At 56.5% G+C, this 15,154-nt stretch carries 15 protein-coding genes; 5 read left to right on the forward strand and 10 right to left on the reverse strand.

The genetic code is table 11. The annotated features are described in order from the left end of the window. Nucleotides 1-8 precede the first annotated feature (8 nt). The 3 genes from QNH99_RS11945 to QNH99_RS11955 all read left to right on the forward strand — a co-directional run bounded on the left by QNH99_RS11945 (nucleotide 9) and on the right by QNH99_RS11955 (nucleotide 2,665). Nucleotides 9-1,022: an OmpG porin family protein gene (locus QNH99_RS11945; protein WP_410516721.1), complete on the forward strand. Its 1,014-nt coding sequence runs from the start codon at nucleotides 9-11 to the stop codon at nucleotides 1,020-1,022. Between the two features lie 123 nt (nucleotides 1,023-1,145). Continuing rightward, a complete protein-coding gene (locus QNH99_RS11950) occupies nucleotides 1,146-1,751 on the forward strand; it encodes a class I SAM-dependent DNA methyltransferase (protein ID WP_063879499.1) in 606 nt (201 codons plus the stop codon). A gap of 215 nt (nucleotides 1,752-1,966) precedes the next feature. After that, nucleotides 1,967-2,665 carry an RluA family pseudouridine synthase gene (locus QNH99_RS11955; RefSeq protein WP_410516722.1) on the forward strand — a complete coding sequence of 233 codons (699 nt, stop codon included), beginning with the start codon at nucleotides 1,967-1,969 and terminating at the stop codon, nucleotides 2,663-2,665. Between the two features lie 77 nt (nucleotides 2,666-2,742). On the opposite strand, the gene QNH99_RS11960 is transcribed toward QNH99_RS11955, so the two are convergent. Continuing rightward, on the reverse strand, nucleotides 2,743-3,678 hold the full coding sequence (locus QNH99_RS11960; protein ID WP_410516723.1) for an alpha/beta fold hydrolase: 936 nt from the start codon (nucleotides 3,676-3,678) through the stop codon (nucleotides 2,743-2,745). 97 nt (nucleotides 3,679-3,775) lie between these two features. Between QNH99_RS11960 and QNH99_RS11965 the strand changes: the two genes are divergently transcribed. Both QNH99_RS11965 and QNH99_RS11970 read left to right on the forward strand, forming a co-directional pair. Beyond that, nucleotides 3,776-4,366 (forward strand): CGNR zinc finger domain-containing protein, encoded by a 591-nt coding sequence (locus QNH99_RS11965; protein WP_410516724.1) that lies wholly within the window; start codon nucleotides 3,776-3,778, stop codon nucleotides 4,364-4,366. 2 nt (nucleotides 4,367-4,368) lie between these two features. Further along, on the forward strand, nucleotides 4,369-4,551 hold the full coding sequence (locus QNH99_RS11970; protein ID WP_063879495.1) for a hypothetical protein: 183 nt from the start codon (nucleotides 4,369-4,371) through the stop codon (nucleotides 4,549-4,551). Between the two features lie 9 nt (nucleotides 4,552-4,560). Here QNH99_RS11970 and QNH99_RS11975 read toward each other — a convergent pair whose 3' ends face one another. The 9 genes from QNH99_RS11975 to tli1 (QNH99_RS12015) all read right to left on the reverse strand — a co-directional run bounded on the left by QNH99_RS11975 (nucleotide 4,561) and on the right by tli1 (QNH99_RS12015) (nucleotide 15,083). Beyond that, nucleotides 4,561-5,100: a DUF2058 domain-containing protein gene (locus QNH99_RS11975; RefSeq protein WP_063879494.1), complete on the reverse strand. Its 540-nt coding sequence runs from the start codon at nucleotides 5,098-5,100 to the stop codon at nucleotides 4,561-4,563. Nucleotides 5,101-5,478: 378 nt separating this feature from the next. Then, the gene (locus QNH99_RS11980; RefSeq protein WP_410516725.1) at nucleotides 5,479-8,925 is read right to left on the reverse strand and encodes an ImcF-related family protein; all 3,447 of its coding nucleotides are present in this window, start codon (nucleotides 8,923-8,925) and stop codon (nucleotides 5,479-5,481) included. Beyond that, nucleotides 8,909-10,048, reverse strand: coding sequence for a hypothetical protein (locus tag QNH99_RS11985; protein ID WP_410516726.1), 1,140 nt, complete (start codon nucleotides 10,046-10,048; stop codon nucleotides 8,909-8,911). The genes QNH99_RS11980 and QNH99_RS11985 overlap by 17 nt, the downstream gene beginning before the upstream one ends. After that, a complete protein-coding gene (locus QNH99_RS11990) occupies nucleotides 10,045-10,302 on the reverse strand; it encodes a PAAR domain-containing protein (protein ID WP_063879491.1) in 258 nt (85 codons plus the stop codon). The genes QNH99_RS11985 and QNH99_RS11990 overlap by 4 nt, the downstream gene beginning before the upstream one ends. 24 nt (nucleotides 10,303-10,326) lie before the next feature. Next, nucleotides 10,327-12,765: a T6SS phospholipase effector Tle1-like catalytic domain-containing protein gene (locus tag QNH99_RS11995; RefSeq protein WP_410516727.1), complete on the reverse strand. Its 2,439-nt coding sequence runs from the start codon at nucleotides 12,763-12,765 to the stop codon at nucleotides 10,327-10,329. After that, on the reverse strand, nucleotides 12,753-13,280 hold the full coding sequence (gene tli1 / locus QNH99_RS12000) for a T6SS immunity phospholipase A1-binding lipoprotein Tli1-KP (RefSeq protein ID WP_410516728.1): 528 nt from the start codon (nucleotides 13,278-13,280) through the stop codon (nucleotides 12,753-12,755). The genes QNH99_RS11995 and tli1 (QNH99_RS12000) overlap by 13 nt, the downstream gene beginning before the upstream one ends. A 68-nt stretch (nucleotides 13,281-13,348) precedes the next feature. Then, a complete protein-coding gene (locus QNH99_RS12005; RefSeq protein WP_410516729.1) occupies nucleotides 13,349-13,885 on the reverse strand; it encodes a DUF3304 domain-containing protein in 537 nt (178 codons plus the stop codon). Nucleotides 13,886-13,953: 68 nt separating this feature from the next. Next, nucleotides 13,954-14,478 carry a DUF3304 domain-containing protein gene (locus QNH99_RS12010; RefSeq protein WP_410516730.1) on the reverse strand — a complete coding sequence of 175 codons (525 nt, stop codon included), beginning with the start codon at nucleotides 14,476-14,478 and terminating at the stop codon, nucleotides 13,954-13,956. Nucleotides 14,479-14,546: 68 nt separating this feature from the next. After that, entirely contained in the window at nucleotides 14,547-15,083 is a 537-nt protein-coding gene (gene tli1, locus QNH99_RS12015) for a T6SS immunity phospholipase A1-binding lipoprotein Tli1-KP (RefSeq protein WP_410516731.1), read from the reverse strand. Between the last annotated feature and the right edge of the window lie 71 nt (nucleotides 15,084-15,154).

Raw genomic sequence — 15,154 nt, forward strand, 5'->3', positions numbered from 1 at the left:
ATCGTATTATGAAAAAACATCATGCCCTGAGTATTATTTTTGCCCTGCTGTGTCCAACCCTGACCCATGCGAGCATGAGCGTCATGAAGGATTTATCAGGCACCGTTATTGCGGTCGATCCGTGGTCCTATCTGGATGAAGATATCATGTGGACCTCTGCCCGCTCATCAAACCCAGCCGGCGGTCGCGTTCATGGCCAGTTAAAAATGAAATATGCGATTGAGGATAACAACTGGCGTAACAGCCATTTTCATAACGGCAATGACTCACTCACCTTTGTGCAGGGTGTAATGCGTCATGATGCATTACCCGGCTGGTATTTGGCCTTTTCTGAAGGCCGAACCACCAATTATAACGGTACCTGGGAAGACCAGACTTACCTCAGCCAGAATCAGTGGACTCAACTTATTGTCGGCCACGAATATTTCTACAAACGTCTGCGCTACGGCTGGGATGTGATGGGCGGAAGTTCGTCTGTAGAGGACCGCTGGCAGGGGCGCGTCAAATTCTTTACCGATTTACGTTTAACAGACCGCCTCTCATTCTTTAATTATCTTTATCAGCAAATCGATCACCGCCGCAGTGGCGGTTCACAAAATGATCGTGATGTGCGTTCATTCCAGATTGAGCCGGGTATGCAATATATTATCAACAACACAACGGGCATCTGGTTTCGCCAGCAATTCGCCTCGGGAATTTTAGACAGAGAACAATGGGGCGATATAGATGAAAAAAGCTGGACCACATCCGTAGGCGTCTGGCATAACTGGGGAAAACTCTCTACAACCCTCAGCGGGGGATATGGACATTATAAGAAAAATAATGCCCAACCTGAGGATGGTGAAATATTCCAGAACACCCGCAGTCGGTTCCTGAAAGTGTCGATGAATTATCCGCTGACTACGCGCTTTACTGTTTCTGGCGAAGTCACGGGGGCATTGAAAAATCAGAGTGGCAGTTGGGTCACTCAAGGCGATGCGATCACTACCCGTTACACGTTGATGCTGGATTATAATTTTTAAACAGGGGCGTAAATCATTCGCGGTGTAAGGGAACGGATCGTGTTATTCGACGCTGCCGGACTTACGCCGCGAACCTGATCCCGATAGTGATAATGATGATAAATCTGAGGTTATGGAGAGATGATGGATAATGAGGCGTTCAGGTCAGTAATATCACTGTATGAAAGAAACGCTGCCGCATTTGCAAAACTGCGCGCCACCAACCTGTCAGAAAAACCCTGGCTGGACAGATTCCTCCATCATGTTCGTCCCAACGGACATATTCTGGATCTGGGATGTGGCAATGGAACGCCGATTGCCGGGTATCTGCTGAGCCGTGGGTTCCGTGTGACAGGCATTGACAGCTCTCCTTCAATGATTGCCCGCTGCAAAGAAACCTTTCCTGAACACACCTGGCAAGTGGCGGATATGCGGGAGCTGCAGTTGGGACATCGTTTCGATGGTATTCTTGCCTGGGACAGTTTTTTTCATCTCACCCGTGCCGATCAGCGGCAGATGTTTGCCATTTTTTCTGCGCATGCCAGTAAGGGCACCGCACTGATGTTTAACGCTGGCCCGGCGGACGGCGAAGCCATAGGTGAATTTCAGGGTGAGCCGCTTTATCATTCCAGCCTGTCGCCGCTTGAATACGCGTCACTCCTGCAACAGTACGATTTCCATATTGTGCATCATGTTGTCGAGGATCAGCAGTGCAATGGCCGGACATTATGGCTCGCAGCTAAAGATTAATCCTCCCGTTGCCACCCACAACAGCCCTTACTCGTCGCATTCTCGCCAGCATCATGTGTGAGTTTGCGCCAGCAGGCTGATGCCGTCTTGTCAGCAAGGGCCGCATTAATCGCATTGATATAAGCCTGTGGCTGTCGGGTTCTGCAACCAGCCCCATTCGCCTGACCGTTAATAATTCGCTATCATCCCTCCCTGCTCACTCCTCAGGCTTACTGATGTCTACGATCGTTGATACTTTTATTGCTCCGCCGTGCCACGAGGCGATAAACATTCTCTATGAGGATGACCATCTGGTGCTAATCGACAAGCCCAGTGGGCTACTGAGCCTGTCGGGTAAAAATCCACAAAACCTGGACTCGGTACATCATCGCCTGGTGCAGCTGTTTCCTGGCTGCACACTGGTTCACCGGCTGGATTTTGGTACCTCGGGGCTGATGGTCGTGGCGCGAAATAAAACCATTAACGCCGCGCTTTGCCAGCAATTCAGCGCGCGCGCCGTCACCAAGCAATACAGTGCGCTGCTGTGCGGGCATGTAACGGATGAGCAAGGTGTGATTGATGCCCCAATTGCCAAAGATGCGGCCCGCTTTCCACGGATGTCGATTTGCCCGCGCCATGGCAAACCAGCCCGGTCTGGTTACCAGGTTACTGAACGTTTATATCAAAAACGGGATGACGCCACGGCCCTTCCCCTGACCCGGGTGACGCTGACCCCGGAAACCGGACGCACACATCAGCTACGTATTCACTGCCAGCTGTTGGGTCATCCGATTCTGGGCTGTGATCTCTATGGCGGTCTTGATTTGCCGGGTACGCAGCAGACACCGCGGCTCATGCTTCATGCCAGTGAACTGCACTTTGTCCATCCCGTCAGTGGCACGCCGTTTCACGCTCGCTGCCCCAGCCCGTTTTAACGTACGTTAATCACACCGCTGGCCCGGCCGCCTTGCACTGCGCGGCACCGTCTCTTCGCATCGCACCGGATATCGGCTTATTTCAGCCGTAAGTTGTCCAGAAAGTCTGCGATCACGCTTGCAATCACCTGGCCGTGCGTTTCGAGCGCGAAGTGTCCGGTATCAAAGAAACGAATGTCCGCCGCAGGCAGATCCCGTTTCCACGCACGTGCGCCAGCAGGCAGGAAGAAGGGATCGTTCTTTCCCCACACCGCTAACAATGGCGGCTGATACTGGCGGAAGTAGTTCTGGAACACCGGATACATAGCAACATTTGACGCGTAATCCAGCAGCAGATCGAGTTGAATGTCCGCGTTACCCGGCCGCAGAATTTGCAGCCCTTCAAGCGTGTAACCATCGGGTGAGACACGACTTTTATCCGGCACGCCCTCAAGATATTGCCATTTGATGGAGGCGGGCGTTGGGAAGTCTTGCAGCGCATTGCGGTTCTCCTGAGTCGGTTCCTGCCAGTAGCGCTGAATCGGTTTCCAGCCCTCTCCCAGCCCTTCCTCGTAGGCGTTACCGTTCTGAGAAATAATGGCCGTGATCCGCTCCGGATGACTGACGGCAAGCCGCCAGCCGACAGGTGCGCCGTAGTCGTGCACCATCAGTGCATAGTTATTCAGCCTGAGCTGCTGTGTTAACTGTTCGATAGTCATCGCCAGTTGCTCGAAGGTGTAAGCGTACGCGTCCCGCGCGGGCGCTTCGGTAAACCCGAATGCAGGCAGGTCGGGAGCGATCACGTGATAGCGCCCAGCCAGTTGTGGAATCAGGTCTCTGAACATAAATGATGACCCCGCAAAGCCATGCAGTAACAGTATTGTTGGCCTGCTGGGATCGCCCGCTTCGCGATAAAACACATTGACGTCGCCGACCTGCTCGTAGCGGTATTTTACGCCATCCAGTTGCTGTGCATCGTTAACGTCGTGCGTACGCAAACTGTCTGTCGTCGTAATGGATTTTGAAGCCGCCATGATGTTTCCTTATGATGTAACCGTTAAAGTTGTTATTTGAAGGTTACGATCTTATTTGCTAACCTGTCAAATATGTTTTTAACAGTTACAGGCAGCTATGAATCCCGATCTCAACACCCACGACTTCCTTTTCCTGGCGGATAACCTCGCACTGGACTTTATCAATAGTGAATACGGCGTGGACGAGCAGCGACATGACGGTTTCAGCGACGATCGACGCGTGATGCTCTGGCTGGAGATGGCAGGGATCTGGCCGGATGGCGCGCCTTTGCAGGCATCTGATGGGCTGTTACATGAAGCGCGGGCGCTGCGCCATAGTGCACGTGCATTAGTCGATGCTGCGATGAATGGCTTATCTGCGGACCTGACTGTTCTTAACAGGCTCTATAAGGACGGGCGCCCGACGGAGCGACTGGCGTGGGATGATGACGCGCAGCGATACCAGATCGCGGTTAGCCACGAGGAGATAAGTACAGCCACCCTACTTTGGCCCGTGGTCAACGCACTGGTCGAGCTTGTTGTCAGTGACAGCTTTACGTACGTGCGCCAGTGTGAAGCACATGACTGTATCCTGCTTTTCCATGACCTCAGTAAATCGCACCGCCGCCGCTGGTGCAGCATGGCGACCTGTGGCAATCGCATGAAAGTCGCGGCGTTTCGATCCCGAAAGCGATCGGATCAGGCTTGATTATGTATCCCGGCTCGCCTGAGGATGCCGGGACGATGTTATCGATGCTCAATACCGATAAATGCGCGGTCAACCTGGCCCAGGGTAATGCGCCCTGCCGCCGCCGTCCGAGCGGCAAACGGCGCGAGCCCTGCGGCGAGAGTGCACAGCACTTTGCTGCAAGGCTCAGCGGTTATCCCGCCTGATTGCAGTCATTACCACATCAGATCATCGGGTACTTTGAAATCAGCATAAGGATCGTCTTCATCCTGCGCTTCCTGACTCAGCGCACTGTTTAAGACGATACTGTTCGCATCACGTTGGGCAATTTTATCGGCAACGCTCGCGGGGATAATGGCGTAATGACTCTCTTCGCTGTTGTCTGCCTGCAAACGCGCAATCGCCAGACGGCCACTAATAAGCTGTGACTGGGTCAGCTTATCGACCATTATCTTTTTAATCAGATTATTATCGGTGAAGTTAAAACCAATATTGCCTTTAGAAATGTCGATTTTATTCATTTCGATCAGCTGCTTCACCTGCGCCTTATATTCTTTTGAAAGCGCGGCCTGCCGGTGTTGTTCATTGAGCTGTTTGTCGCGTTCAAGCTGGGCTTTTTTGTTTTCTTCCACAGCTTCGCGCGCCTCGCGGGCCTGAACACGCGATTTTTTGGCCGTTCTCTGGACCTTGTCCATTTTCTTACTGGTGACCAATCCCGCTTTTAACAGCTGCTCTTGTAAGGTGAGTTTTGCCATCTTCGTCTCTGAATCTGATAAGGAATGGGCGGGATTATACCTGAGGCGGTGTCAGATTGCAGACGCTGATGTGGTGCGCGCTTAAGATCGGAGAGTCAGTTTTACATGTGTAGCGGGTTACTGCAATTCACCTGGTGTGAAGGGTGTCGTTGTCGATGCCACCGGCGATGTTGTGATAGCGAGCGAGGTTCCTGCAGTTCACACTATCCTGGCAACGGGTTTATCAAACAGGCTGTGGTCTTCTGCGCCCGTTGTGGTTATCCCGCCACATGTCATTTTATCGGCCTGCGTCAGGTAACGTCCTCAGTTGATACAGGATTTCTTTGTGAATGCGTTCTGCCCTGATTATCCGTAAAGCACCCGCCAGTCAGGAGCATGTTATCCCCTCCCTTCATCGTCACTGCTCTCAACGTCTGCCGTCTGCGCCATCACCGCACTGTCGACACTGAATATCTGATCCGGCAGCGTGAACCCCCGCAGTTCCAGCAGCGCCAGCGGACCTTTTCCGAGTTGTGAGCGCAGCACCCACTGCAGGGTTCGGCCATCCGGCGCGCTGAAGCTCATCATCCACTGGCTTCGGTCAAGCTGCTCGCGTTTCCCCTTCTCCAGCCAGCGAATCAGCCCCCAGGTTCCGCTGTAGTCCCCGAACAGGCGCGCTCCGGCATTGACCGTGCTCCAGGTCAGCATCGTCCCCGGCCTGTAGGTGTCGCCCGGCCAGCGAAAGCGCTGCCAGTCGGCCATCTGGTTAAAGTAGTGCAGCTTTTGTCCGTCAATGGTCAGCTGAGTTTCCACCACCTGCGGCACAGGACGCGCCTGCAGCTCAAAGCTGATGCCCTGGCTGCCATCGGTGAACAGAATGTCCGACAGCTGGCTCAGCTGATTAATCGCCCGCAGGAAGGCCGGGTTAACGCTCAGCCCCTGGCTGTTGACCCTGTCAGTTATCCACTGGCTGCCCTCTTTGTGCAGCACGCCACTGAGTTCCGTGTTCAGGAAGCGCTCAATGCGCCCGCTGTCCCTGCGCACAAACTCCGCCAGCATCGGCAGAGAGGCGTCACTTTTGCTGGCGGCAAACGGGAAACGTCCGTCGAAGGCGGTGTGCCAGTTTGCCACCACGGAGCGGCGCCACTTGTCATTGAGGCTGGCTGCCGACGGCTGAAGTACGGTTTCCCAGGCCCGGGTCAGCGGCTGCACAAACATCGTGTTGCCGAAGCCGCTCCACGCCTCGCCCAGGCTTGCCGACATCAGGCTGCCGTACTGCCGGGTGTCGGTGAGGTCGACGCTTTTGCCCCGGAATACGGTCTGCGCCAGGGTCTGCATCATCGCCTGCGGGTCAGAAGCACCGGCCACCTGTTGCAGGCGCAGACGCACGCGGGTGATGCGGGTCAGATACGTCTGCAGGCTCAGTGAAGTGTCAGCCGACATCACATGGCTGCCTTTATTTTTCCCCAGAAGCTGAAGCAGCGGCCCGAAGGTTTCACCGAGCGGCCCCTGTGGGCCTGACGCGGACGGGTCAGTCTCGGGGTTGTCTTTCCCGCCTACAAGGTCTTTAGCCGATTTGATGAGGGCGTCCGGGAGGCCTTCGCTTTGCTGGCCGGTCTGCCCCTGCCAGGCGATAGTATTCATCAGGGCAATCAGCGGCGACTGACGGACATCGCTCATCAGCGTCAGCTGGTCGGTAACGTCCGCAATGTTGCTGGCCGGATTCCAGTGCAGGCTGTTGAGGAAGCTCAGCCAGCTGCCGGCAAAGTCGCTGAAGTAACGCTGCGTCAGACGCGCCTTCAGGGCTTCCGGCGACAGGTCTGCGGAGACGGCACTGCGGCTGTCGCTCAGCACCCAGTCGATTTCATCCCGGCGCGAACGTGCGGCATTTTCGACAGCCTGCTGAATCCCGCCTTCCCAGGCCTGGCGGGTGAACATGCCCGGCACCACTTCCCCGGTGGTGAACAGTCGCCGCGCATCGGTACCGCCGGTCATGTCTTCCAGAGAGACATCGGCGAAGTGACGACGCACGGATTTGAGCATGTTTTCATACAGGGTGCTTTCGGCGTTACGCCGTCCGATTTGCTGTAACAGTACCTGGCGGCTCTGGCTGACCAGCTGCGCATCCGGCGTGATTTTCCACTGTGGCTGTTCAGGCAGTCCGGTGATGTGGAAGGCCCACAGGTCCGGCGACAGGCTCTGCCACAGGGCGGCTGAAATGCCCTGCCGCGCCGGCTGCACGGCCTTCATGGTCCGGGCGTAGAACGCGCCGTCGGCTTTATCCGGACGGGCCATCATCAGCCAGGCTTTCAGCTGGTCATAGCCCGGCTTCGCCAGCGCTGCCCGCTGGTCACTGTCGGGGGCGGCGTTCACCAGCGCGCTGAGCTTCTGCATCAGGGCGGCGTTTGCCGGGTCGCGTATCAGGCGGTTGTTCGCCACGCCGTACCAGGGCAGCATCGCGCTGAGCAGCTGCGTGTTGTGGTCCAGACCGAAGCGCTGATACCAGGGGGCGCCCTCCTGGATGCGGTGCTGCAGGCGGCCGGCCGCGTTACGCAGCGTATGCAGGGCCGTCAGCTGGTCATCCGATACGGAAGGATGCTCCACCAGGGCATGCGCCTGCTGCGCAACGGAGATAATCTGCTGGCGGTTGACGGCAAACGACAGCAGCAGCCCCGCTCCCCAGGCACCCATGATGGCCATCAGCGTCCCGCCGGTCGCCTGTTCCCACGGCACAGCGACACGCCGGCCGCGTACGCGGGCACAGTCGTCCACAATGCCCTGCCAGGTCACCGGCAGGGTCAGGGCATGGCGTTGTGATTCAGGGCGGTATTTTTCTGTCATGGCAGCGTCAGGAGATTTAACTGCCCCGGACACATCAACGGGCGTATCCCGCGGCAGGCTGAACATCAGGCCGCGCAGCGGCACGCGCTGCTGAGAGGCAGCCAGCCATGGCACCAGTTGCTGAGCCCGGCGGGCGATACCGCCCTCTCTGAGGTGCCGGCCCAGGCGCAGCAGGAAGTCGTGGCTGTTGTTCTCCGCGACCTGGCTTATCCCCTGCACCCGCAGGGCCGGCAGCATCCGCTCAAGCTGGCGGACGATATCATCTTCGCTGGCGCGCAATGGGAACGTTGCCCCGACCGCCTGCTCAGGGCGCGTGGCCTGCGACCAGTCGCTGCTGCACAACTGCCACAGCCAGACCGGAGCGGAGTAGCGCAGCCGTTCGCTGATTTTCTCCAGCCCGCGAAGGTCGTTGTCGCTGATGTGTGGCGTCAGGTTAAGCGACGCAGGCATGACGCGGACAATCCCGTCCAGCGGGCGCCCGCGACGCAGCCTGCGCAGCGCGGTGTATTTTTCCTTATCGGGTTCAGCGGTGAGGCTGCCGCCGTAAATCAGCACGGTACGGTTGCCTTCCAGCCACTGCTGCTGCTGCAGGCCGGGAACCAGCTGTTCGATTGCGGCTTCGTCGCCGGTGATTAACAGCAGGCGGACTTTATGGCACCAGAAGAGGTTATAGCGTGTACGAAGATATGTCTTCAGCTGTCCATAAGCCCTTCCACCACCGGTAACTTTTGCGGGTTTACGCTTGCAGGATGCTGGCAGGCGAACCTTGTCCTTAACCAGTAACCGTAAAGCCATAAACCCCAGTACCAGTAGGCTGAGCGCAATGCCCCAGACGATAAAGCCAGAAACAATAAGCGGGCGCAGCATTTCCCATTCCGTTGAACGTTCGGTCGCCCATAGCCACCATGCCAGTCCACCCAGCAGTACCAGTAGGGTGGTCATAGCAATACAGACCGTTGCCGTGGCTGCCACAGAGATGGCAGCAGGTTTATTGGTGTTGTCCATCAGGTTTTACAATTCCAGTTGCGAGGGTATTCATCGGGTCGCGGGCAATCCAGCCGCACGGCTGTTGGTGGTGGGAGGCATAGATTGCCGCCAGCGATAAAACGATCAAAGCGTCCATATCGCCGATATCCCCCCAGTTGACGTCCTGCAAATGCTGGCTGACATCCCAGCCACTGCTCGCCAGCGCCTCGGTGCCGGGCAGGGAAAACAACGTACAGGCTTCTGGAGGATCTTTCAGTTCACTTTGTTCCAGTGAACGGGCGAGAACTGTGAGCAAAACATCACCTTGCTCCGGCGAAAAAGTTTCACCACGCGTCAACTGTACCGGGCCATTACGTCCGGCCAGCCACAGTACGGCAGATTCTCCGGCGGGACGCGCTATACCTTGCTGCGCCGCGATCACCTGACACCCGGCTATAAGTATCGTGTCCTCGGGTTTGGCTTCAGCAAGATCTCTCGCTATCTCTGTCAGAGTGGCTTCCCCATGCCAGGGTTCAGGCCGCGCTGGCAGCGCGATTTCCGGGAAAGCCATCGACATCTTTTCGCGAAATGCCTGCCAGGTGATATCAGTACCCTGCCAGTAACAACGCAGCGGAGGAGAGAGTTTTTGTTCAGTTCGCTGCTTTTGCCACGCAATAACCAGCAGTTCCGCAAGCCGTTTTTCGCGCGTGACAGCATCTGTGGCCAAAATTTGTGGCAATCTCAATGCACTGCCGCCCTCCTCTTTTTTTTCCTCCGGTGGGCGTTGTTCACGATTAAGTACACGCAGCCAGTCAATTGGGCGCGTACCCGCTGGCCCCAGCAATACGACTTCTTTTAACCAGAACGGCTGACGATGCTGCGCCCACCACTGCTGCTGTTCATATTCCACCAACTGATAGTAGAGAGCAGCGTTATGCATGCTGACACGATAGTACAACAACCGCACAAGCCAGCCTGTGCCCGCCAGCAGCAGTGCCACAAGTATACTGTTGGCAACAAGCGAACTTTTGCCTTGGGCTGATGGCAATAGCGCCCCAGCGCCGCCGCAGAACAGCACCAGCAGTGCCATGGCCGACAGCCACCTGGCTGTACCGGGCGGACGTGCCGTTTTGTACGCCGGATAATCAGGTTCGGGCCTCATTGTTCAATACCGCAGTCAGGAAATGAGCTGACCAGCGTACAGCCGCAGGTACAGCGGTGGCCATGCAGCGCTACCGGCTGTCCATCAACCGTGGTCAATGCGCTACCTTCAGCAATGGTGGTCACACCGTGTTTGTTACAGCGAACCGGGTCCCCCTTACAGGCAAACCCCTTACCAAAACACTGGTAATGCCCGCCTAATACCTTGCCACCATATTCCCTCAGGCTGTCTCCTTTCCGGATGACTTTACTCATCAGTTCTCCTTTCCTTATTCTGTCTCAGGCAGTTGCCGTCAGTACCTGCTCAAGCCAGCTGGCCGGGATCGCAGCCTGCGCCCGCGCCAGCTGTTGTTCAGCCACAAGCGCTTTTCGCTGTGCAACCACTACGCCCGGCTCCCGGGTAAATGCCCGCTGCTGTTCCCCGCCCGGCAGTTCCGGCACGGGTTCACCGGTGATCTGATCCAGCACTTCAACCTGCAGCGTTCGTACGGCGCCTGTCGCGGCCAGCCCTGCCAGCTTTCCGGTCAGGGTCTTTTGTCTGAAGCTCAGCACAACACCTGTGGTCAGGGTGGCAAACCCGATAAGATCCCCGGCGATCACCAGCGGTGACAGGGACTTATTACATTTGTCGCTGAAATAAATCATCCGGTAGCGGAAGTAGCCGCCCCACATCTCGCGCGAACCCAGCGCAGCGTGCATAAACCAGGCACGCGAGTCGTGCACCTGGTCGTCGAATAAGGCCCTGACCAGCCCGGAGGGCTGTCCGGCATTACTGGCCTCACCGGCGGCAGGGAACAGGACTGACACCCGCGCGTCTCCGTCAGCCTTCATTCGCCGGTATTCCCGGGGTTCATCATCGGTATTGAGCACGAAAATCATCGGCTGCAGCACGGTATCCAGCACCACCTGCGCCAGGTTCTCCGGGATACGGTAACCGTCGTGGTAATCCTTACCAAACTCCTTCGCCGCTTCAAACAACTGGGTCTGCGCCATATCCGGGTCAAAATCCTTGATGCCCGGATAGAGCACAAGCTCATCCATCCTGTCGGCAGACTGTTTTGCTATCTGGTCCTGACGCTTTTCAAGTACCTTTCGCTGCTTTTCATCCCGTGCTTCTTCTGCCGCCTTGCTCGCGGCGGGCAGTGCTTCGGTATTGGTGGCGCGCTGGTAGAATGGCGTTTTCAGCATCGAACCTCTGGCATAGCGCTCGATACGCCAGGCGGTGATCCACGCAATCTGGTTTTCAACGACGGTTTCCAGACTGCCGCTGGCGCGCGGTGGTTCGTATTGGGAGGCCTCTTCAGGCGTGATTTTTTCTGGTGTGGTCAGGTTCAGGGTGAGTTCGCGCCAGGCGTTGAAGCGATTGACAAGTACATCAGAAACTAAAAATTGAGAAATAAGATCAATAGGCATGATTCGCCAATTATCTGTAGATGATTCTGGTAATACATCCTGCGGTACTTTTAGGGGTGCTCCAATCCCGAAAGCAGAGGAGTATAGATCCTGCAAAATAATCTGAGATAGAAACAATCCATCGTGTTCAGCATTAGCCTTCCCCTGATCTCCTGGCGGATACCCACCACCAATATCCGAGTGCATCCCCGGGTAAACCACCTCAGTGGCATAGGGCGGGTATTTGCCGTCACTCCGGCGCACCGAGTCCAGCGGAAAGCAGAGGCGCTGCTCATGCCCGGACACCAGATGCACGCATTTTTTTATCAAACCGCCATAGGTTTTATCGTCCGGCAGCTCCATCGTGTCGTCAGCCCAGGACATATGCCCCTCTGCAACCGGCACAACGTGCGCTATCCCAACGGAGGCTACAGTATCCAGCAGCCCGAGAAACTCCACGCTGACGGGCAACTGCATCTCACCGATCTGCAGGCACTGTGGGGGTTTTTCGCCTTCCGCTTTTGGTGGGGGAAGCAGTTCGCTCAGCCAGCGAACAAACGTACGCGCAGCGGCGGCACCGCGGGAAAAACCGTAAACGTACAGTTTGATACCCAGCAGCTTCGGTTTGCCCGGCTCCGGCTGCGTGAGCAGTGGTTTCAGTTGCGGGGCTAACTCATTCAGTAAACGACTGAACTCTTCATAACGGTTGTGGCTTCCGCCAGACCACAGCCGGTTCCAGCTGGTGCCCATTTTGCTGATGGACTGTCGACTCTCTGCGGTGCTCAGCCACTCTTCAGTTGCGGTAAATTTCAGTACATCAATAATGCGCAGCAGCGACCAGTTAATGCGCTCTTCACCCTTAGTAGCCCCCACCAGTCCCATGGTGGAATAGTCCGGGTCGTTCACTTCCGGGAAAGGGGTACCCACTCCGGGCATGTAAAACTTAAAATATTTCCCGCCACCGTCTTCAGCATCATCTAACAGCGTTGCCTGCCCGCCAGTCGGTACCCCACCCGCCGTACCGGTTCCAATAGTTGCGCGAAACAACCGCGCGATATTGGTCGGATGCTTCGGGTCAGCCAGCAGCAGGTCATTGTTCAGGTTATTACCCGTACCGTCGAAAAACAGACTGATATGCAGCGTCTTGCAGCAAGGCGGCTCGACACGTCGCCCGGCCGCCAGACACAGTTCCTGGCGGTAGAGCCGCTCGGCGCTGTTCTGCTGATGGCAATTCTGACCAACTTGCAGTGCCTGCGTCGGCAGGCGTCCCTGGGCCGGAAACGGCGGTGGAACCCAGGCTAAATCGGTTTCCGTTATTTCGGACATACTTTGGGCTCCTTCATCCTGAGGGGCTCTTTTATCGGGTAATTGGCATTTCTCGGTGACCAGCAACTGGTCGTCACCTTCACGTCATCGCAGGGCAAAAAATGCACCGTGATGCCGCAGACGTTCTGGCCGTTATAGTCGGGTACCGGGACGGTTTTGCTGTGCTGACGGTTCTGGGCTTTCATTTTTTTTTCCCAGTCCAGATATTTTTCAGTATCTGCAAACCCGGGAAAACCTTTTGACCCCCCCTCCCCGGTTTCCCAGTCAACACGCACCGTCATGCCCGGCGTCCAGCGGGCGGGCACGCTGTAGCAGCAGCCGCCACCGCCGCCCTGGAACGGACCGATAATGTCGATGCCCGACTGGTTATCGACACTGAAGTGGTTAATCGCCCATTTAGTGTGATTGATAGCTTTAATGGTGCCGCCACCACCTCCGGCCTGAGCGGCAGGCTGTGAGCAGCCGGTTAACAGCAGCAGGACCGCCAGCAGCGGGGTTAATACTGTGTGTTTCATCTGAGGTTCCCTGAAGAGGCAAAACTGAAGAGGTAGCAGTGGCGGCACCCGGGCTGACGCGGTTACCGTTATTTCGGACATACTTTGGGCTCCTTCATCCTGAGGGGCTCTTTTATCGGGTAGGACGGACTGCCGTAGGTGTAACAACTCGTCGTGACCTTCACGTCATCGCAGGGTAAAAAATGCACCGTGATGCCGCAGACGTCCTGGCCGTTATAGTCGGGTACCGGGACGGTTTTACTGTGCTGCCGATGACTGGCTTTAATTTTTTTTTCCCATTCCAGATATTTGTCCCATTTTTCATATCCCGGGAAATCATCTGTCGATGCTTCCCCACTTTCCCAGTCAATACGCACCGTCATGCCCGGCGTCCAGCGGGCGGGCACACTATAGCAGCAGCCGCCACCGCCGCCCTGGAACGGGCCGATAATGTCGATGCCCGACTGGTTATCCACGCTGAAGTGGTTAATCGCCCATCTGGTGTGGTTGATGGCGTCAATGGTGCCGCCACCACCTCCACTGCCACCGGCCTGAGCGGCAGGCTGTGAGCAGCCGGTTAACAGCAGCAGGCCCGCCAGCAGCGGACTTAAGAATGCATGTTTCATCTGACTTTCCTTACAGAGGCGGGACTAAAGGGGAAATGGCGGCTGCACCCGGGCTGACGCGGTTTCCGTTATTTCGGACATACTTTGGGCTCCTTCATCCTGAGGGGCTCTTTTATCGGGTAGGACGGACTGCCGTAGGTGTAACAACTCGTCGTGACCTTCACGTCATCGCAGGGCAGAAAGTGCACCGTGATGCCGCAGACGTCCTGGCCGTTATAGTCGGGTACCGGGACGGTTTTGCTGTGCTGCCGTTTTTGTTCGTCAACCTTTGTCTTCCAGGCTTTGTATTTAGCTCTGTCAGCGAATCCTGGAAAACCTTTAGAACCACCAACCCCGGTTTCCCAGTCAATACGCACCGTCATGCCCGGTGTCCAGCGGGCGGGCACGCTGTAGCAGCAGCCTCCGCCACCGCCCTGGAACGGGCCGATAATGTCGATGCCCGACTGGTTATCCACGCTGAAGTGGTTAATCGCCCATTTAGTGTGGTTGATGGCGTCAATGGTGCCGCCGCCTCCGGCCTGAGCAGCAGGCTGAGAGCAGCCGGTTAACAACAGCAGGGCCGCCAGCAGCGGGGTTAATAGTGTGTGTTTCATCTGACGTTCCCTGAAGAGGCAAAACTGAAGAGATAGCGGTGGCAGCACCCGGGCTGACGCGGTTACCGTTATTTCGGACATACTTTGGGCTCCTTCATCCTGAGGGGCTCTTTTATCGGGTAGGACGGACTGCCGTAGGTGTAACAACTCGTCGTGACCTTCACGTCATCGCAGGGCAAAAAATGCACCGTGATGCCGCAGACGTCCTGACCGTTATAGTCGGGTACCGGGACGGTTTTGCTGTGCTGACGTTTTTGGGCTCTCATTTTCTTAGCCCAGGCAAGATATTTTTCTCGGTCCTGATAACCAGGAAATCCACCCATATCCCCCACCCCGGTTTCCCAGTCAACACGCACCGTCATGCCCGGCGTCCAGCGGGCGGGCACGCTGTAGCAGCAGCCTCCACCACCGCCCTGGAACGGACCGATAATGTCGATGCCCGACTGGTTATCGACACTGAAGTGGTTAATCGCCCATTTAGTGTGATTGATAGCTTTAATGGTGCCGCCACCACCTCCACTGCCACCTGCCTGAGCGGCAGGCTGTGAGCAGCCGGTTAACAGCAGCAGGGCCGCCAGCAGCGGGGTTAATACTGTGTGTTTCATCTGAGGTTCCTTGCAGAGGCGGGAATAAAGGGGACTCGCGGTGTTACCCATGCCAAATCTTTTTTATCTTT

The organism is Pantoea allii, from assembly GCF_046529425.1.
Taxonomy (GTDB): domain Bacteria; phylum Pseudomonadota; class Gammaproteobacteria; order Enterobacterales; family Enterobacteriaceae; genus Pantoea; species Pantoea allii.